This is a genomic window from Elusimicrobiota bacterium, from assembly GCA_028718185.1.
Taxonomy (GTDB): Bacteria; Elusimicrobiota; UBA8919; order UBA8919; family UBA8919; genus JAQUMH01.
This window is the reverse complement of record JAQUMH010000001.1, coordinates 880,417-898,939: the sequence shown is the minus strand read 5'-3', so window position 1 is coordinate 898,939 and position 18,523 is coordinate 880,417. Positions and strand designations below refer to the sequence as shown.

16 protein-coding genes and 4 tRNA genes are annotated in these 18,523 nt (G+C 36.0%); all 20 read left to right on the top strand.

The window, feature by feature from the left end:
- The first annotated feature begins 135 nt into the window (after positions 1 to 135).
- Entirely contained in the window at positions 136 to 2,283 is a 2,148-nt protein-coding gene (locus PHE88_04360; protein MDD5687048.1) for a UvrD-helicase domain-containing protein, read from the top strand.
- A gap of 397 nt (positions 2,284 to 2,680) precedes the next feature.
- Positions 2,681 to 4,918: a hypothetical protein gene (locus PHE88_04355; protein ID MDD5687047.1), complete on the top strand. Its 2,238-nt coding sequence runs from the start codon at positions 2,681 to 2,683 to the stop codon at positions 4,916 to 4,918.
- 14 nt (positions 4,919 to 4,932) lie between these two features.
- The gene (gene gatC / locus PHE88_04350; GenBank protein MDD5687046.1) at positions 4,933 to 5,217 is read left to right on the top strand and encodes an Asp-tRNA(Asn)/Glu-tRNA(Gln) amidotransferase subunit GatC; all 285 of its coding nucleotides are present in this window, start codon (positions 4,933 to 4,935) and stop codon (positions 5,215 to 5,217) included.
- Positions 5,218 to 5,303: 86 nt separating this feature from the next.
- Positions 5,304 to 6,749, top strand: coding sequence for an Asp-tRNA(Asn)/Glu-tRNA(Gln) amidotransferase subunit GatA (gene gatA / locus PHE88_04345; protein MDD5687045.1), 1,446 nt, complete (start codon positions 5,304 to 5,306; stop codon positions 6,747 to 6,749).
- Positions 6,742 to 8,931, top strand: a complete 2,190-nt coding sequence (locus tag PHE88_04340; protein ID MDD5687044.1) for a tetratricopeptide repeat protein — start codon at positions 6,742 to 6,744, stop codon at positions 8,929 to 8,931. Before gatA ends, PHE88_04340 begins: the two co-directional genes overlap by 8 nt.
- Positions 8,932 to 9,008: 77 nt before the next feature.
- Entirely contained in the window at positions 9,009 to 9,230 is a 222-nt protein-coding gene (locus PHE88_04335) for a NifU family protein (protein MDD5687043.1), read from the top strand.
- Between the two features lie 169 nt (positions 9,231 to 9,399).
- Entirely contained in the window at positions 9,400 to 11,637 is a 2,238-nt protein-coding gene (locus tag PHE88_04330; GenBank protein MDD5687042.1) for a sodium-translocating pyrophosphatase, read from the top strand.
- Positions 11,638 to 11,826: 189 nt separating this feature from the next.
- Positions 11,827 to 11,898: transfer RNA gene (locus PHE88_04325), tRNA-Glu, on the top strand.
- Positions 11,899 to 11,997: 99 nt separating this feature from the next.
- Positions 11,998 to 12,069: transfer RNA gene (locus tag PHE88_04320), tRNA-Val, on the top strand.
- 76 nt (positions 12,070 to 12,145) lie between these two features.
- Positions 12,146 to 12,221 (top strand) — tRNA-Asp (locus PHE88_04315).
- A 103-nt stretch (positions 12,222 to 12,324) separates the two neighbouring features.
- Positions 12,325 to 12,395: transfer RNA gene (locus PHE88_04310), tRNA-Gly, on the top strand.
- A gap of 532 nt (positions 12,396 to 12,927) precedes the next feature.
- The gene (locus tag PHE88_04305) at positions 12,928 to 13,503 is read left to right on the top strand and encodes a tetratricopeptide repeat protein (protein ID MDD5687041.1); all 576 of its coding nucleotides are present in this window, start codon (positions 12,928 to 12,930) and stop codon (positions 13,501 to 13,503) included.
- Between the two features lie 369 nt (positions 13,504 to 13,872).
- Complete coding sequence (locus tag PHE88_04300) at positions 13,873 to 14,100, top strand: helix-turn-helix domain-containing protein (GenBank protein ID MDD5687040.1); 228 nt, start codon at positions 13,873 to 13,875, stop codon at positions 14,098 to 14,100.
- Entirely contained in the window at positions 14,097 to 15,224 is a 1,128-nt protein-coding gene (locus tag PHE88_04295) for a KamA family radical SAM protein (protein MDD5687039.1), read from the top strand. The genes PHE88_04300 and PHE88_04295 overlap by 4 nt, the downstream gene beginning before the upstream one ends.
- A 2-nt stretch (positions 15,225 to 15,226) precedes the next feature.
- A complete protein-coding gene (locus PHE88_04290) occupies positions 15,227 to 15,454 on the top strand; it encodes a hypothetical protein (GenBank protein MDD5687038.1) in 228 nt (75 codons plus the stop codon).
- A gap of 180 nt (positions 15,455 to 15,634) precedes the next feature.
- Positions 15,635 to 16,390: a triose-phosphate isomerase gene (tpiA, locus tag PHE88_04285; protein ID MDD5687037.1), complete on the top strand. Its 756-nt coding sequence runs from the start codon at positions 15,635 to 15,637 to the stop codon at positions 16,388 to 16,390.
- A 54-nt stretch (positions 16,391 to 16,444) separates the two neighbouring features.
- A complete protein-coding gene (locus tag PHE88_04280; protein MDD5687036.1) occupies positions 16,445 to 17,008 on the top strand; it encodes a phosphate propanoyltransferase in 564 nt (187 codons plus the stop codon).
- Positions 17,005 to 17,457, top strand: a complete 453-nt coding sequence (gene rpiB, locus PHE88_04275; GenBank protein ID MDD5687035.1) for a ribose 5-phosphate isomerase B — start codon at positions 17,005 to 17,007, stop codon at positions 17,455 to 17,457. Before PHE88_04280 ends, rpiB begins: the two co-directional genes overlap by 4 nt.
- On the top strand, positions 17,447 to 17,881 hold the full coding sequence (locus PHE88_04270) for a hypothetical protein (protein ID MDD5687034.1): 435 nt from the start codon (positions 17,447 to 17,449) through the stop codon (positions 17,879 to 17,881). The genes rpiB and PHE88_04270 overlap by 11 nt, the downstream gene beginning before the upstream one ends.
- Entirely contained in the window at positions 17,878 to 18,480 is a 603-nt protein-coding gene (locus PHE88_04265; protein ID MDD5687033.1) for a hypothetical protein, read from the top strand. Before PHE88_04270 ends, PHE88_04265 begins: the two co-directional genes overlap by 4 nt.
- The last annotated feature ends 43 nt before the right edge of the window (positions 18,481 to 18,523 follow it).

The window sequence follows — 18,523 nt, the reverse complement described above, 5'->3', positions numbered from 1 at the left end:
ATGTCAATCGGGGCATTAACTTGATGTATAAGAATTTCAATGTTATCACGCCGAGGGCGTGAAACTACAATTTAATTATAGTTTTGTAGTTGCCGCCAGACCCTTGGCAAGCATAATTTGTATATGGTTTGAAGAATGAATCTTTTAGATGATTTGAACTCAAAACAGGCAGAGGCAGTAAAATGTACCGAAGGTCCGCTTTTAATACTTGCCGGTGCCGGTAGCGGTAAAACCCGCGTAATAACATACCGTATTGCTTACCTTATCCAGAATGGTGTAAATCCATGGAATATTTTGGCTATGACATTTACCAACAAAGCGTCTAAACAGATGCAGGAACGCATTACTAAACTTGCGGGGGCTTCATCTTCGAATATCTGGATTTCAACATACCACTCTTTCTGTGCCCGATTGTTGCGAATGGAAGCGGCAAATATAGGGTTAAATAAGGATTTTACTATTTACGACGATGACGATTCTAAAAAACTCATTGAGAGTTGTCTTAAAGAATTAAATTTTGATGTAGAAAAATTTAAACCTTCACTTATCTGTGAAATGATTTCATCGGCGAAAGACAAGCTTTTAGATTCAGAATCGTATATTATTCACGCCATGACAACGCCTGAAGCGATTAGGAAAATTACCGCTGACGTTTATGAATTGTACCAGAAGAAATTAAAAGAAGCGAATGCGGTTGATTTTGGCGACCTTTTGAGGTATAGCGTAGACCTTTTCAAAAATGATAAAGTAGTTTTAGAAAAATATCAGGAAAGGTTCAGGTATATAATGATTGACGAATATCAGGATACTAATTATGCACAATATGTTTTAACAAAACTGCTTGCGGCAAAATATAAAAATATCTGTGTTGTCGGTGATGACGACCAGGCAATCTATTCGTGGCGCGGTGCAGATATAAGAAATATTATGGAATTTGAAAGTGATTATCCTAAAACAAACATTGTTTTTTTAGAACAAAATTATCGTTCCACAAAAAATATACTTGGATTGGCGGGAAAACTTATTCAAAAAAATCACCATAGAAAACCGAAGGAACTCTGGACAGACAAACCGCAAGGTGAAGAAGTGTGTTACACGGAGTTTCCTAATGAATTTGAGGAAGCAAATAGTGTTGCCAGCAAGATTAAAACGCTTGTAGAAAACGAGGGTCATTCACTTTCAGATTTTGCCGTATTCTACAGGACAAATGCACAATCAAGAATTTTTGAAGAGACATTTACGCGTTTTGGGATTCCGTTTATTGTAGTAGGAAGTCAGCGATTTTATACCCGTGCCGAAGTTAAAGATATACTTGCATACCTGAAATTAATCAATAATCCTGCTGATAGTATAAGTTTTAAAAGGATAATTAATATACCGGCAAGAGGGATAGGCAAAACAACATTTTTAACAATTGAAAAGAACGCTATTGAAAAAGAACTTACGCTTTATGAATCAGCAAAAGATATGTATAACAGCGGGTTGCTTAAGAAAGCAGAGAAATTTATCAAACTTATTGATTCAATGATAGCGGAAAAAGACAATATGGATGCTTCTGAAATTGCAAAGATTATTATTGAAGAAACGGGGTATGTCCAAATTCTGGAAGAACAGAACGATTTTGAGTCCCGTTCGCGGATTGAAAATATAAAAGAACTTGTATCAGCTATTGTTGATTTTGAACAGGGAGCTGAGGATAAAAGGTTAACAACATTTTTAGAAAACATTGCACTTGTTTCTGATGTGGATGTTTGGAATGAAAACAGTGATTATGTTACTCTCATTACCCTGCACCTTGCAAAGGGTTTAGAATTCCCCTGTGTTTTTGTAACCGGATTGGAAGAGGGGCTTTTCCCTGTAAACAATTCTATGTATTCAATGGAAACACTTGAAGAAGAACGAAGGCTTTGTTATGTCGGTATGACCCGCGCCAAAGAGCGTCTTTATCTTTCCGGTGCAGCTCAAAGAAGAATATACGGGCAAATGCGGTGGTGTATTCCTTCAAGGTTTGTAAAAGAAGTTGGTTTAAGAACCGAGACGACAGAACTTTCATTCAGAAATAATTCTTTAATTGAAACAGAAATAGATATAAATGAGACAGCTACTCCTAAAAGTGCTTTGCGTTTTTATAAAGGATTACGGATACGACATTCGGAATTTGGGGTAGGAAAGGTTATTGAAGTAGTAGGCTCCGGTGATGATTTGAAGGTTATTGTTCAGTTTGATGCCGGGTTCTGGAAGAAACTGCTGGTGAAGTATGCTAATTTGGAACGAATAGAATAGCGTTCGCAAGCAAATTTTCTTGAGTCGCTCGGCACCAACTCGCTCTGAGATTTGCTCTTGAAAGTGTAGTCGCAAATCTAGGCTCTGCGAAAATTTCTTGCTCACTTCGGATGGAAGAGTAGTGGTTAGAAAAGTTAGCTCGGGAACAAATTTCTTTGAGACGCTCGTTAGAACTTGCTCTGGCATTTGCTCCTGGAACTAATAAGTCGCAAATTTAGGCTCTGCGAAAATTTCTTGCTCACTCTGCGATTAGGGTCTAGTATGGGAATTTGAAAGATGCAGGCATAGCAAGCCTGCCTAACGGTAGTCAGGCTCTGCCACTACAATGTTGATGTAGTTGCCGACCTTGGTCGGCATTAACTTGTGCGAAATATTTTTGTTCACTATAGGTAAAAATATGGAAAATTCTAAAAAAGATTCTGGTTATTCTGTGTTGTTTGTTTTGTTTCTGTTGTCCGGTTTTTGCGGGTTGCTTTATCAAATTGTCTGGCTGCGGCTTGCATTTGCTGCGTTTGGGATAATAACACCTGTGCTTTCTGTTGTGCTTTCTGTTTTTATGCTGGGGCTGGCTGTCGGGTCCTGGGCAGGCGGAAAATACATAAAAAAACTTACTGATAAAACTGGTAAAACAGCGATTGTTTTTTATGCTTTGACAGAATTACTCATAGGTGTAGGCGGGTTATTAGTACCGAGGATATTCGACTTAGGACAGAAATTGTTATTAACGACCGGTGAGTTCAATTCTTTCAGGTATCTTGTTTATTCTGCCGGAATTCTTGGTATTTCGATTCTGCCGTGGTGTATACTTATGGGCGCCACTGTCCCATTTGCAATGTCGTTTATGAAAGAAGTAAATAGTGATAATAAAACCGGTTTCAGTTACCTTTATGTTGCTAATGTCATCGGTGCAATGTGCGGAACAATAATTACGGCAATTTTTTTAATTGAGATTTTAGGTTTGCACAATACTATTTTGGTTGCTGTTTGCTGTAATTTTTTAATTGCAATAACCGCATTTATTTTAAGTTTAAAATATCCATATAAGAAATTTCTTGAGGTACTTGAACAAATTGTCGTAGATAAATCACAGGATGATTCAAATAAAGCAGGATTTAATTTTTTGCTTTTGATTCTTTTTACCACCGGGTTTGCTTCAATGGGAATGGAAGTTGTCTGGACACGGGCATTTACTCCGGTACTTAAAACTACTATATATTCTTTTGCCTCGATACTTACTGTTTATTTGTTTGCCACCTGGCAAGGGTCTCTTTTATATCGCAAACATGTAGACAAACAACATATTATTGATGTTTCTGATATTATGGTTATGCTTGTATGTTTTAGTTTTTTGCCGATTTTAGCAAGTGATCTTCGTTTATGGCAAATACTGCGAGCTGACGCAAAAATAGCAGTTGCTTTAATAAGTATTTTTCCGTTTTGTGCCACACTTGGTTATTTGACTCCAAAATTGGTTGACGAGTTTTCACAAGGTAACCCGAAATTTGCAGGAAGGGCATATGCAGTCAATACCGTTGGCTGTATTGTCGGACCGCTGGTTGCCGGTTATATTTTTCTTCCTTTTGTTGGAGTAAAAATTTCACTTTTCTTATTTTTAATTCCATTTATCATATATTTTGTTTACTATCTGAAAAAGATTTGGCAGAACAATATTTTTAAAACTGTTGTTGCAAGTATTTTTACTGTTGTTCTTATAGTTTATTCATTGTTTTTTTCTGTAAACTATGAGGATATTGTACTATATAAACCAGGACAGATACGTCGTGATTATGTAGCCACAGTTATTTCATTAGGCAAAGGAAGGCAGAAAGAACTTCTGGTTAATGGTATCGGCATGACATCTCTTACTCCTATTACGAAATATATGGCACATATCCCGTTAACTATCAGGAATAGAAAACCGGAATCCGCTCTTATAATATGTTTCGGAATGGGAACAACTTTCAGGTCAGCTGTTTCGTGGGGAATCAAGACCACTGCGGTAGAACTGGTACCGAGTGTCAAAGATGCATTCGGTTTTTATTTTGATGATGCAAAAGAGGTTATGGAAAAACCTAATGCTACAATTGTTATAGATGACGGTAGAAGATTCTTGAAGCGAACCTCTGAGAAATTTGATTTGATTGCAATAGACCCGCCGCCACCTATAGCTTCTTCAGGGTCCAGTCTGCTTTATTCAGTCGAATTTTATCGGCTTTTAAAAACCAGGTTAAAAGATGACGGTATTCTGGCACAATGGTTTCCTTTTGGAGAGGAAATGACTTTTAAAGCTATTGCAAAATCTATAAGTTTGGAGTTCCCGTATGTGCGGGTTTTCCACTCAATAGAAAATTGGGGATTTCATTTTTTTGCTTCTATGAAACCATTTGAAATGCCGAGTGTTAATAATTTTATCGTGCGGATTCCACCGCTTGCTGCCAATGATTTGGTAGAGTGGAATCCGGGTAAAAAACCAGAACAGTTGTATCGTGCTTTATTGCAGAATGAAGTTCCGATTGGAAAAATTGTAACAGATGATGTCGATTATTCAATTACTGATGACAGACCGTTTAATGAATATTTTTTACTGAGACGAAAGTTCAACAAGATGACACACCGTCACAAAAGCGTCTGGTAAATAGTGGTAAATAAATGAAAATTACAATAAAAGATGTTGAATATGTTGCGAAACTTGCGCGGCTTCTTTTGACAGAAGAAGAAAAAATGCAATATACCAAACAACTAAATGCCATTTTGGAATATATGGATGAGTTGAATAAACTGGATACTTCTAATGTCCTGCCGACATCGCATGCAATCGAGATGAAGAATGTTTTCCGGGAAGACGAAGCTAAAAAATCTGAAGAAGCAGATGATATAATTAATAATGCTCCTGAGCGGGAAGATAGGTTTTTTAAAGTAAAAAAAGTTATTTAGTTATAGAGTTTGTAGAGTTCGTAGAGTTATAGGGTTAAACACTAAAACCCTAAAACTCTATAACCCTATAACTATCAAGGTATAGTATGGAATTGAAAAATCTTACTGCTTGTGAAATTGTTGAAAAAATAAAAAAACGGGAAATCTCTGCAAGAGAGGTTGTGAAAGGATATTTGCAGCAGATTGAAAAATTGGACAAAAAGGTTTCTGCTTTCAATGCAGTTTTTACTGAAAAGGCATTGAAACGGGCTGAGGATATTGACAAAAACGGTTCTTCTGGTCTGCTCGCCGGGCTTCCTATCGCAATTAAAGATAATATTTGTATTAAAGGCGAAAAGACAACTTGTTCGTCAAAAATACTTGAAAACTATATTGCTCCGTATAGTGCAACAGTTATAGAAAAATTAAAAAGCGAAGGTGCTGTAATTATAGGTAAAACAAATATGGATGAATTCGCTATGGGTTCGTCAACCGAAAACTCTGCGTTTTTTACAACAAAAAACCCATGGGATCTGGAAAGGATACCAGGCGGTTCTTCGGGCGGAAGTGCCTGTTCGGTTGCATCTCGTATGTCGCCCGTTTCGCTTGGTTCAGATACCGGGGGTTCAATAAGACAACCGGCTTCTTTATGTGGTGTTGCCGGTATAAAACCGACATATGGCAGGGTTTCAAGATATGGGTTAGTCGCATTTGCTTCTTCACTCGACCAGATAGGTCCTTTTGCCAGGAATGTTGAAGATAGTGCTTTAATTTTAAGGGCTATTTCCGGTTATGATAAAAAAGATTCCACATCTGTGGATTTACCTGTGGATGATTATTTGACCGAAATTAAAAAGGATATCAAAGGCATAAAAATAGGGATTCCCAAAGAATATTTTATAGAAGGTGTTGATAAGGAAGTTGAAAATTCTGTCAAAGATTCGATAAAAGTTTTTGAAAAATTAGGAGCACAAATAAAAGATGTTTCTCTTCCCCATACAAAATATGCCGTCAGTGTTTATTATATTATTGCACCGTCTGAAGCATCTGCGAATTTAGCTAGATATGACGGTGTAAGGTATGGCAGGCGTGCTGAATCAGAAACGCTGATTGAAATGTACGAAAAAACGCGGTCCGCAGGTTTTGGAAACGAAGTAAAGAGAAGAATAATGCTTGGAACATACACGCTATCCTCCGGTTATTATGATGCATATTACTTAAAAGCTCAAAAAGTTCGTACTCTAATAAAAAATGATTTCGATGAAGTTTTTAAAGATGTTGATGTTATTTTAACTCCTACATCGCCGTCAGTAGCATTTAAAATCGGTGAAAAAGTAGCTGACCCGCTTCAAATGTATCTTTCTGATATTTTTACAATTTCCTGTAATCTTGCCGGGATTTGCGGGATAAGCATTCCCTGCGGTTTTTCATCTAATAATATGCCGATAGGGCTTCAACTTTTGGGGAAACCGTTTGATGAAAAAACTATTTTAAAAGTTGGCTATAATTTTCAAAAACAGACCGGTTATCATCTAAAAACCCCGAATGTATAGAAAACTTACATATTTCGCAGTCGCAATTCTTCTTTCAGTTTTTTATTTCAGGATTGTTTCAACTATAAAAGTTAAAAGTGAGACATATGATGAAATAAAATGTCTCAGAGCCGGCGAGTATTTAACTTCCGGTTCCGGCTGGGTAGTTGAAGCCTCTGTTTTCCATTCCCCGCTTTCCTATTATATACACGGTTTTTTATTAAAAGGTAAAAGTTTTAAGAATCTGGATGACAAGATTTTTAATGCGCGGCTGATTATGGCGGTTTTCCCTGTTATTTTTGGTTTTTTTATATTTAAATATTCAAAGGAAAAATTCGGGGAACTGTCAGGACTTGTAGCACTTTTTCTTTTTACCTGGTGTCCTAATATAATTGCTTTTTCCTGCCTGATAGTTCCGGATATGTTAGTTGCATTTTTCATATTTTTAGGATTTTATACATATCAAAACTCGCTTGAAAAAATTAAAAGTGTTAAAAAATCAATTTTGGCAGGTCTGATTTTCGGTTTAGCGCTTTTATCAAAATATACCGGTGTGTTTTTGGTTCCTATTTATCTACTGCTTGGTTTGAGAAAATTATTTTTAAAAGAAGTTAGTTTAAAGAATTATTTTAAACAATTCATCATTGTTATTGTTGTTGGTTTATTTATTCTGAATGCCGGTTATAAGTTTACGGGTAGTTTCAAACCGTTGAAAGATTTTTCGTTTGAAAGCAAATTTTTTTCAGATTTATCAGGATTAAAAGTTTTATCAAAAATCCCGCTTCCGATCCCGGAACCGTTTATCTATGGTTTTGATATCCAGAAACATACTACCGAGGTAGGACATCCCACATTTTTACTTGGCAAGCGAAGCATTAAAGGCTGGTGGTATTATTTCATAATCGCATTTTTAATTAAAGTGCCGATACCTTTTTTATTATTAATATTTTTTGCTGTGCTTCGATCTGCAGTCATTGCGAGGAATGAAATGGCGCCTGCCCGCCAACGGTTCAGTGGTGGGAAGCAATCTAATTTGTTGATACCTATAGTTTGTTTAACTTTACCGTTTGTTTTATTTACTAATAGCAATCCTGGTTTACGATATCTTTTGCCGGTTTTTCCGTTTTTATTTGTTTATATTAGCGATTTGGTTAATATACGTAAGAAGGTTTTTACCGTAATAATTTGGTTTCTGTTAGTATGGTTTGCTATAGAAAGTGTTTTAATACACCCGCATTATCTTGCGTATTTTAACCAGTTCATAGGGGGACCCAAAAATGGCTATAAATATCTTGCAGATTCAAATATTGACTGGGGGCAAGACAGGTTTTTAGTAATAAAAAATCTTAAAATAAATCCGGATATCAAATTAAATCCTACAGACCCGGTTGTCGGCAGATTTTTGATAAATGTTAATAATTTACAGGACGTATTTTGTATTGAAGAACCGCATAAATGGTTAAAACAATTTAAACCTGTCGGTAATATTGGATACTCCTGGTTATTGTATGATATAAAATTAAGTGATTATAAAAAGTTGCTTGACAAAAATCCGCAAGATTATTATTTAAATTATCTTATGGGGTTTGTTTCAAATGGCGAAAGATATCTAAAAAAATGTCTTGAAATAAACCCTGAATACACTCCTGCGAAGTTGAAGTTAGGTCTTATTTATTGGGAGAGAGGAGATAGTGTTTCTGCAATTTCAGAATTTGGTAGAGTTATAAAGGGGGATTCCAACAATTATTATGCATATAAGTATTTAAGTGAGATAAATCAACAAATCAGCCACATAAAGTTAGCACAGGAATATGATAGAAAATACAAAATAGCAAAAATATTGAATTCATATGCTGTTCCTATTTCTATTGATGAAAATTATTATAAAAAAGCGATTGAAAAAAATCCACAAGATGCAAAATCCTGGAATAATTTAGGGTTTATCTACTGGATGAAAAGTGATTTTAGCAGGGCAATTATTAATTTTAAAAAGGCATCGGAATTAAATCCCAATTTTGTTGATTATATCGGGAATCTTGCTGTCGCATACAAGGACAAAGGAATGCAAAAGGAGTATCTTGATTTAAAGAACCAGTATTTTTCTAAATATAACCTTATTTCTTCTGCCAGAGTCTCGCAAATCCAATACGGTGAAAGTAAAATGATTCTTGAAGATATTTTTGTTCTAAGTCCTGACAATTGAATCGCACTCACTTGACAAAAATCATTATTTAACTACAATTATAGTATTATCTTAACAAGAAAGATTTGGGGGAATGTATGAGAGAAAAAGTAGAGAAAGCGTTGGCAAAAATCAGGCCGTTCCTGCAGAATGATGGCGGAGATGTTCAACTGGTTGATGTTACAAAAGACGGTGTTGTAAAGGTAAAGCTTCTTCTTGCCTGTGCCGGGTGTCCTATGGCTTCAATGACATTGAAAAATGGTATTGAAAAAGCACTAAAGAAAGAAGTTCCTGAAGTAAAATCAGTTGAAGCAGTATAAATTTGAAAAAGATATTTTTCCAAATCAAATCCTAAAAAAATTTGACTTATAAATAAAAATATATATAATTTACTGTTTAAGAATTTGTCACCGGGTAGGTTTGGAAAGTTGATGTAGTTGCACGCCCTTGGCGTGCCTAACTTGCAAAACAATAAAGGGAGGATTTTTCATGATTCCGTGGACGTTGTTTGAAATGGGTTCTTTGTGGGTGGTTTTGGGTATTGCCGTATTGGGGCTTATTTATGCACTCTATTTAAGACAACAGATTATGGCTTATGATAAAGGTACAGACAAGATGCAAGAAGTTTGGAATGCCATAAGGACAGGTGCAGATGCATATTTAAGTCAGCAGCTTAAAACCATAATTCCTCTGATAATTGTTTTAACTGTCGCTTTGTTTTTGAGCGTTTATATTGTTCCGCCGTCACCCGAGGCGCTTGAGAGGTTTGCCGGTAATACACCGGAACAAGTAAAAGTAATAATAGGGTTTGGAAGAGCAATTGCATTTATAATGGGCGCTATGTTCTCACTAATGGTTGGTCAGTTCGGTATGAGAATGGCTGTCCAGGGAAATGTTCGTGTAGCAGCTGCAGCCCGTACAAGTTTTGATAAAGCATTAAAAATCGCTTACAGGTCAGGTACGATTACCGGAATGCTTACCGATGGACTGGGTTTGTTAGGCGGAACTATTATATTTATGTATTTCAAAAAAGCGGCTCCTGATGCTCTTTTGGGTTTCGGATTCGGCGGTACATTACTTGCATTATTTATGCGAGTCGGCGGTGGTATATATACAAAAGCAGCGGATGTTGGTGCTGATTTAGTAGGTAAAGTTGAAGCCGGTATACCCGAAGACGACCCGCGTAATGCGGCAGTAATTGCCGATTTGGTAGGCGACAATGTTGGTGACTGCGCGGGTATGGCAGCTGATATTTTTGAAAGTTATGAAGTAACTATCGTATCGGGATTAATATTAGGATTATCTCTTGTAGCGATTACCGGAGAAATCAAGTGGATTATTTTCCCGTTGTTGGTTCGCGGTATCGGAGTCCTTTCTTCAATAGTCGGGACATATTTGGTAAAAGGTAAAGAGGGACAGCAAAAAAACAATGCGCTTGCCGCTATTAACAAAGGGTTTTATACATCAGCTGCTCTTTGTTTGGTTGCGTTTGCAATTATAGCTCATTACTACATGCATGAATGGCGTGCTTTCTTTTCAGTAGGTGCCGGTATTATATTAGCCATTGTCATAGACGAACTGACAAAACATTTTACTCACACAACTCATAAACCGGTTCAGGATATTGCAAAATCATCTACAACCGGTTCGGCTACACTTATACTTACAGGTTTATCGGTAGGGTTTGAATCAACTGTCTGGTCCATCCTGGTCATCGCGGCGACTATTTTATCATCAGTCCTGATTTACTGGGGGCAACCTGTTTCATATGTGCTTTATGGTGTGGCAATGACCGGTATCGGGATGTTGACTTTAACCGGTAATAATGTTGCAATGGATTCTTTTGGACCTATTGCAGATAATGCTAATGGCATCGGCGAAATGGCAGGATTGGATAAAAATGCAAGAGCAATAATGGCTGATTTGGATGCCGTCGGCAATACTACAAAAGCGATAACAAAAGGTGTTGCAATCGGTTCTGCAGTTATTGCAGCAGTATCATTGTTTGGCGCGTATCTTACAGATGTTTCAAAAGTACAAGGCCAAATGGGTGTGGATATTTTAAAACAGTTATTGACAATAGGTATCAGAGTTTCAGAGCCTAAAGTATTCATAGGTATGTTAATAGGAGCAGCTGTTCCGTGGTTATTTTCATCAATACTGATTAACGCTGTATCAAGAGCAGCGATGCTTATTGTCAACGAAGTCCGCCGGCAGTTCAAAATTCCGGGATTAATGGAAGGAAAAGTTCAGCCGGATTATAAACAGGCAGTAGGTATATGTACAACAGCAGCACAAAAAGAACTTATCGGGTTGGCTTTAATGGCGGTTTTAACACCAATTATAGTTGGGTTAGTTTTACAAGTTGAAGCTCTCGGTGGTTTTTTAGCCGGTGTTATTGTTTCAGGACAACTTTTAGCAGTATTTATGGCTAATGCAGGTGGTGCATGGGATAATGCCAAGAAACTAATTGAAGATGGTTTATATGGTGGCAAAGGTTCGGAAAACCATAAAGCTGCAGTTGTTGGAGATACCGTAGGTGACCCGTTAAAAGACACAGCCGGTCCGGCATTGAATCCTATGATTAAAGTTATAAACTTGGTTTCAGTGCTTGCCGCACCAATAATTATTCAATACAACCATGTTACACCCGGTTTAACTGTTATAGTAGTTTTAGCTACGCTAGTGGTAGTTGGCGCCATTTGGTATTCTAAACGTGAATCTTAATCTTGACAAGCAGTAGTTTTTATATATAATTAGTTTCCGTCTCGATGTAACAGTTGTGTCACAATTGTAGTTGTCGTAGACCCTTGGCATGTCATATGTAGGTAGACAAAATATCTATCTCTACAATGTTTTTGAACATTAAAAATTAATAGGTTGTGGCACAGTTTAACATCGGGGTTTCCTATATCTGCCCCCATAGACTAGCGGTTAGGTCACCACTCTTTCAAGGTGGTAGCACCAGTTCAACTCTGGTTGGGGGCATACAAAATACAGTTCAATAGTTCTTGAGTTCTTAAGTTCTTTAGTTTAAATTTTTTTCGTTGAACATCGGAACATAAGAACCTTGGAACTGTTTTACATGGGCGATTAACTCAGCGGGAGAGTGCCACCCTTACAAGGTGGAAGTCGCAGGTTCAAACCCTGCATCGCCCATTTAACGAAAATTAAAAGATTAAAAAATTGGAAAGATTTTAATTTTTTAATCTTTCAATCTTTTAATAGGTTTTTTGGGGACGTGGTGTAGCCTGGTTTAACATGCTGCCCTGTCAAGGCAGAGATCGCGAGTTCAAATCTCGTCGTCCCCGCATCTAATTACCAATTACTAATTTCTAATTACTGTCTCTACGCGGGTGTAGTTTTCGCCGCTGTTCCAGTGGCGAATCCGCCAAAGTAGTAGTGGCGGACAATGCGGGTGTAGTTCAGTGGTAGAACACTAGCCTTCCAAGCTGGATATGTGGGTTCGATTCCCATCACCCGCTTTAAAAATTTTACATTCCCTACGGAAATTCAAAATTTTTAATACCTGGTCCTGTTATAAGGACTAGGTATATATCCTTATTATAGGAGTTCGGAGCTACTGCACCGAACGAGTATGCAACCCCCATCACTTATTTCTTTATAAAAAAATCGGGATAATAAATTAAGTTCCCTACTGAAATTCAAAATTTTAACCCCAAGCACAGCGAGGGACACACCTTAGGCATTCTCTACCAGTAATCAAAATTTTTAATAACGACTAAAAAGACAATATATATTTTTGCAATAAATTTTGAGTTTTAATTTTGTTATGATTATTCAAGGGTTGAACGGAAGTTTTCAATTGTGCCATGGTAAATCAAGGGTGCATTACACAACTAACGAGCAGATAGAAAAGATAAATGGGAAACGATATGTTTTATGATTAAATTACTAAGAAAATTGCTAATATTTATAGATAATTTATTAAAAAGGATTTATTTCTTTTTATTTTACGACGAAAAATACATTCTTATTAACAAAGCGAGAAATTATATGAAAGATAGAAATTATAATGAAGTAAAAAAAATACATATAAAACTTCTTGAAAAATACCCTAATTCATTACAAGTTCTTAAAGATGTTGCTTTTTTATATTTAGTAACAAATCAATATGATGATGTAATTAAAACCTGCGATAAAATATTAAAGGTTAAATCTAAAGATAAAGAAGCTAAAGAATTATTAACGTATGCTTACGTGAATAAAGGGGATTACAGCTCAGCCATTAAAGAATCTCAGGAATTGATAGACAGACATCCCAAAAGTATTTTGGGATATTGGTTGCTTGGAAATACTTACCTTAAGCAACAAAGATATGATTATGCCATAAGAATTCTGAACCAAGCAGTACAATTAGATAATAAATGGGCGGGACTTTATTATAGTTTGGGATACATCTATCAAGAAAAACAAGAATATATCAAAGCAATAGAATGCTATGAAAAAGCGTTAAAAGTCTTTGAATATAAAGAATGGCATCCTATCTCGATTTATGAAATAAAGAAGCAATTAGCTGCGGTTGGAAAATTAACAAATAAAAGGAAAGTCGGGGCAGTTATTGCGGAGTAAGTTTGATTTCTCAGACATTCAATAGAAATCTTGCATTGAAAACTTGAGGTTATTTTAAAAGCTTCTCTTCTCAAACTTAGAATACAATTTTAAATCTTAATGTAACTTGTTATTTTAAAGCCAATTTTAAAGGTTGGCTTTTTTATTTTGTATAAAAATTCTAAAAAGTGCTTAAACATACTTAATGGTAAAACATAGCACTGCTTACCACAATTATGTAAACTGCTTGTGGCTTACCTCAAAATAAAAAAATTTTCAAAAGTAAAAAAGTACTTGACAAAACTTGATAAAATATATATACTAATAACAGAATAAGATAAAACATGGTAAAATATAGCAGTCGTTTGCGGTTAGAAAGGTAAAAATAATATGGCAGAGACAAAAGATGTGATGTCAATAAAGGAACTTGCGGAATATCTTGGGCTTGGTAAATCTAAAATTTATAATTTAATCAGGCAAAATAAAATTCCTGCTTCTAAAATTGGAAGGCAATACAGATTTTCGAAAGAAGTTATTAATAATTGGCTGAAAGAAAAAATAATTACGATACCGAAACCACCACAAATGGGACTTTTTGAAAAGGAGCAAAATAAGTGAGTGATGGAAGCTTTCTGAAAAGTGACTGGTGTTGGCAATTAAAAAATCGTATAACAAATGTTGCGGAACTTTCTAAGATGGTTAATCTTACAGAAAGCGAAACAATGGCGCTCGCTGTAAATTCACGGCTTAAAATGTCAATAACACCTCATTTTCTTTCTTTAATTGATAAAAATGACCCAAACTGTCCTTTAAGAAAACAAGCGATTCCAACACATCAAGAATTAAATATTTCCGAAAATGATCTTGCCGACCCTTGCGGCGAGGAAAAAGATACGGTTGTTCACGGGCTGGTTCATCGCTATCCGGATAGAGTGCTTTTGCTGGCCACTGATTTATGTTCAATGTATTGCAGGCATTGTACAAGAAGACGAATAGTCGGGCAGAAAGAGATATCGCTTTCGCAGGAGCATTTGGAAGCTATTTACGAATATATTAGGAAAAATAAAAAAATACGGGATGTTCTTATTTCCGGCGGTGACCCTCTTATATTATCTGATGAAAAGATAGAATCAATTTTAAAAAGTTTACGTTCCATTGAACATGTTGAAATAATTCGGATTGGTACGAGAATACCGGTTACTCTGCCACAAAGGATTACATCAGGATTAACAGCAATACTTAAAAAGTATCATCCTCTTTATGTTTCAATACATTTTAATCATCCGAAAGAAATTTCTCCGGAAACAAAAGTAGCATGTAGTATGCTGGCAGATGCCGGGATTCCTTTAGGCAGTCAAACCGTTCTGTTAAAAGGTATAAATGATACGCCTAAAATTATGGTGCGGCTTATGCACGAGTTAATGAAAATGAGAGTTAAACCTTACTATATTTACCAATGTGATTTGGCGCCCGGCACTTCCCATTTCAGGACAGCCATAGCTGCCGGTATTAAAATAATTGAATCACTTCGCGGGCATACGACAGGTTATGCGGTGCCGACGTATGTGATAGATGCTCCCGGCGGTGGCGGAAAAGTACCTGTTTCACCTGAGTATATAATTTCAAAGAGTAAAAGTAATATTATTATAAGAAACTGGAAGAAAGAGATTTATGTTTATCCTGAGAACGGGCAAACCCGAGTTAATCGGGAAGCGATTTTAATAGAAAAGGGGGTGAGATAAAAATGGCACAAAAAGTTGCGAAAGCAGGTGTAAAGAGACAAGATGGTTACCTGTATTATATTGACAAGCAAGGTGACGTCTCCAGAGCGAAGATGGCGCGCGGCAAGAAAGGCGGCAAGAAAACGAAGCCTGAGAAAGTTGCAAAAGTTGGCGTGAAGAAAGAGAAGGGCTATCTATACTTTCTTGACAAGCAAGGTGATGTTTCCAAAGCAAAAATGGCACGTAAATAATTCGCTGTTTTTGAAGCAGGACTAAAAGAACCCTCATTTTATATTTTAGAGAGTGAGGGTTCTTTTTATTTGTGAGAAAACAATCAAAAAATATTTTAAAATAATATTGACTTTTTTGTATATTTATATATAATTAATTGGTTACATATAAGACCAAAATTCTATAAGTGGGGAGAAAAAATGAGTAAAAGAGTTTCACTTATTGCCGGCAATTGGAAAATGAACAAAACGATTAAGGAATCGGTAGAATTGGTTACTGCTCTCAAGCAGAAATTATCTGATGTTAAAGAGCGGGAAGTTCTTGTTTGTCCACCTTTTATTTCTATATGTGCAGTTAAGGAAGTTGTAAAAAATTCAAACATAAAATTGGGTGCTCAGAATATGTATTTTGAGAAATCAGGTGCATATACTGGAGAAATTTCACCTTTAATGTTAAAGGATGCGGGTTGCGAATATGTTATTATCGGACATTCTGAAAGAAGACAATATTTTGGCGAAACAGATGAAAGTGTAAATAAAAAAATGCATTCTGCATATGAGAATGCACTTATTCCGATTGTCTGCGTAGGTGAAACATTACAGCAGCGTGAAAAAAATGAGACATTTGCGATAATTGAAAAACAGGTAAAAGTTGGTATTACCGGTTTAAATGACGAACAATCAGCAAAATTAGTTATTGCATATGAACCGGTTTGGGCGATAGGAACCGGTAAAACAGCCACTCCCCAACAAGCAGAAGAAGTCCATTTGTTTATCAGGAAGATTTGTTCAGATATATATAGCAAAGCTACTGCGGAGAATATCAGAATATTATATGGCGGTTCAGTAAAGCCGGATAATGTTTCGGAAATAATGAAACAACCTAATATAGACGGAGCTCTTGTCGGCGGAGCATCGCTGAAAGCGGATGATTTTGTTAAACTGGTAAAATATTAAAAACCTGTAAATTATATGACAGAAAAAACTCAATTGCAGGAAAAGAGGGCACAAATGCCGATAATCGCAAATGTTTCAAACAGGCACATGCACGTTTGTTTAGCGGATTTGGAAAAACTTTTTGGTAACGGTTATAAACTTACAAAAATAAAAGATTTAATGCAGCCGGGAGAGTTTGCATCAAAAGAAACTGTTTTAATTAAGGGCAATAAAAATGAAATAAAAAATGTCCGGGTGTTAGGTCCTTTAAGAAAAGCGACTCAAGTTGAAATTTCAAGAACAGATTCGTTTTTCCTTGGGGTAAACGCCCCGTTAAGGCTATCCGGTGATGTTGAAAATTCCGGTTCAATAACAATTACTGGTCCTGCCGGTATTGTTGAACTTAAAGAAGGTTGTGTTGTCGCAAAAAGGCATGTTCATATGACGCCGAAAGATGCAGAAAATTTTCAGATAAAAAACGGTGAAAATATAAAAGTTAAAGTTGAAGGTGAAAGAGGTCTTATTTTTGACAATGTTATTGCCCGAGTAAGAGAGGATATGGCATTAGAGTTTCATGTGGATACAGACGAAGCTAATGCTTCTGGAATAAAAAACGGTGATAAGGTAATTATTTTATGAAAATAGCGATTGGAAGTGACCATCGGGGATTTAAGTATAAAGATAAAATTATAAAATACCTGTCTAAAAATAATAAGGTAAAAGATTTTGGAACTTATTCTGAAGAATCATGTGATTATCCCGATTTTGCTTATAAAGTTGGCAGAGCGGTTTCTTCCGGAAAGTTTCAGCGGGGTATTTTAATTTGTGGTTCAGGAAACGGGATTTGTATTGCCGCAAATAAAGTTAAAGGTATAAGAGCTGCAATCGGCTATTCTGAGAAAGCTGCAGAGTTTTCAGTAAGGCATAATAATGCAAACATTATCTGCTTTTCTGAAGATTTCCCTTTAGAAGGTGTTAAAAAAGCAATAAAAAAATTCCTTTTAGCAAAATTTGAAGGTGGTCGCCACTTAAAAAGGGTGAGTAAAATAATAAAAATTGAAAAACGAGGGAGGATAAATGGAAAATAAATACAGTAAATTATTTATTTGTTTTTTTACCTTTTTACTTTTTTCTACATTTTGCCATTCGCAGGATGGTGATATTTCCCAGCTTTTAGCTGATGGTAGGAAACTTATTAAAGAGCAAAAATACGAAGAAGCGGTAAAGGTTTTGTTAGAAGCAAAGAAATTGGATGAGCAATCTCCGCTCCCGGACATCGCTTTAGGAATGATGTTTTTGCAAAAGGGTAGTTTATGGGAGGCGGAAATTCATCTCAAATCTGCCGAAAGAATTAATCCTGAAATTCCCGCATTACAATATACTTTAGCGCTTCTTTGTGAAAAAAAAGGCGAGAAAGATAATGCAATTCAGCATTGGAATAAGCTTTTGAAAGATTCCAAATTAAAAGATATAGCCAAGAAACACATACAGTTCTTGGGAGGTACACAATGAATATAGTTAGATTACGAAATATTATTCATATTATTTTTTGCTTATTGCTCGTTACTGCATTTACCGGATGTGCTTCAAACAAAGCAGTTGTTAAGAAAGACTTTAGTTTTTCAAATATAAAAAAGATTGCTATCTTGAAATTATCAGGTAATGGCGGCGAGGCAGTAAGTAATGAATTGATAAGGCAATTTATATCAGCAGGGATAAGTGTTGTTGATAGAACAGATGTTGAATATATAAATGATATTAAATCGTTGGGCGTAGATGCAGTTGTTTCCGGGAACGTTCTTGAATTTAACCCTTCCAATAAATTATTAATATTCAAAGATAAGGGTAATGTTATAATTTCGGATAAAGTTTATCCTATAAGCGGTACAACGGTTTCGCCATCCGGTTCTGCATTAGGGATAGAAGATGCAAGTGTTTTCAGTGTGTCTGCATCTGTTTCAATTTCCGCGAAAATTACGGATGTTTCGTTAGGTGAAGTTGTTTGGAGTGATTCTGAATCATATGAAGCATTGGATATAAATACAGCGATTGGGATAACTGTTGGTTCATTAAAGAAATCTTTAAAAACCATTTGGAAAGAATTACAGTGATATTTACTCGCCTATGCAGAAAATGCCCCGGTAAAGCCGGAAG

Coding starts and splice junctions, on each gene's coding strand:
- PHE88_04360 (MDD5687048.1), top strand. CDS start 136: ATGAATCTTTTAGATGATTTGAACTCAAAACAGGCAGAGGCAGTAAAA.
- PHE88_04355 (MDD5687047.1), top strand. CDS start 2,681: ATGGAAAATTCTAAAAAAGATTCTGGTTATTCTGTGTTGTTTGTTTTG.
- gatC (MDD5687046.1), top strand. CDS start 4,933: ATGAAAATTACAATAAAAGATGTTGAATATGTTGCGAAACTTGCGCGG.
- gatA (MDD5687045.1), top strand. CDS start 5,304: ATGGAATTGAAAAATCTTACTGCTTGTGAAATTGTTGAAAAAATAAAA.
- PHE88_04340 (MDD5687044.1), top strand. CDS start 6,742: ATGTATAGAAAACTTACATATTTCGCAGTCGCAATTCTTCTTTCAGTT.
- PHE88_04335 (MDD5687043.1), top strand. CDS start 9,009: ATGAGAGAAAAAGTAGAGAAAGCGTTGGCAAAAATCAGGCCGTTCCTG.
- PHE88_04330 (MDD5687042.1), top strand. CDS start 9,400: ATGATTCCGTGGACGTTGTTTGAAATGGGTTCTTTGTGGGTGGTTTTG.
- PHE88_04305 (MDD5687041.1), top strand. CDS start 12,928: ATGAAAGATAGAAATTATAATGAAGTAAAAAAAATACATATAAAACTT.
- PHE88_04300 (MDD5687040.1), top strand. CDS start 13,873: ATGGCAGAGACAAAAGATGTGATGTCAATAAAGGAACTTGCGGAATAT.
- PHE88_04290 (MDD5687038.1), top strand. CDS start 15,227: ATGGCACAAAAAGTTGCGAAAGCAGGTGTAAAGAGACAAGATGGTTAC.
- tpiA (MDD5687037.1), top strand. CDS start 15,635: ATGAGTAAAAGAGTTTCACTTATTGCCGGCAATTGGAAAATGAACAAA.
- PHE88_04280 (MDD5687036.1), top strand. CDS start 16,445: ATGCCGATAATCGCAAATGTTTCAAACAGGCACATGCACGTTTGTTTA.
- rpiB (MDD5687035.1), top strand. CDS start 17,005: ATGAAAATAGCGATTGGAAGTGACCATCGGGGATTTAAGTATAAAGAT.
- PHE88_04270 (MDD5687034.1), top strand. CDS start 17,447: ATGGAAAATAAATACAGTAAATTATTTATTTGTTTTTTTACCTTTTTA.
- PHE88_04265 (MDD5687033.1), top strand. CDS start 17,878: ATGAATATAGTTAGATTACGAAATATTATTCATATTATTTTTTGCTTA.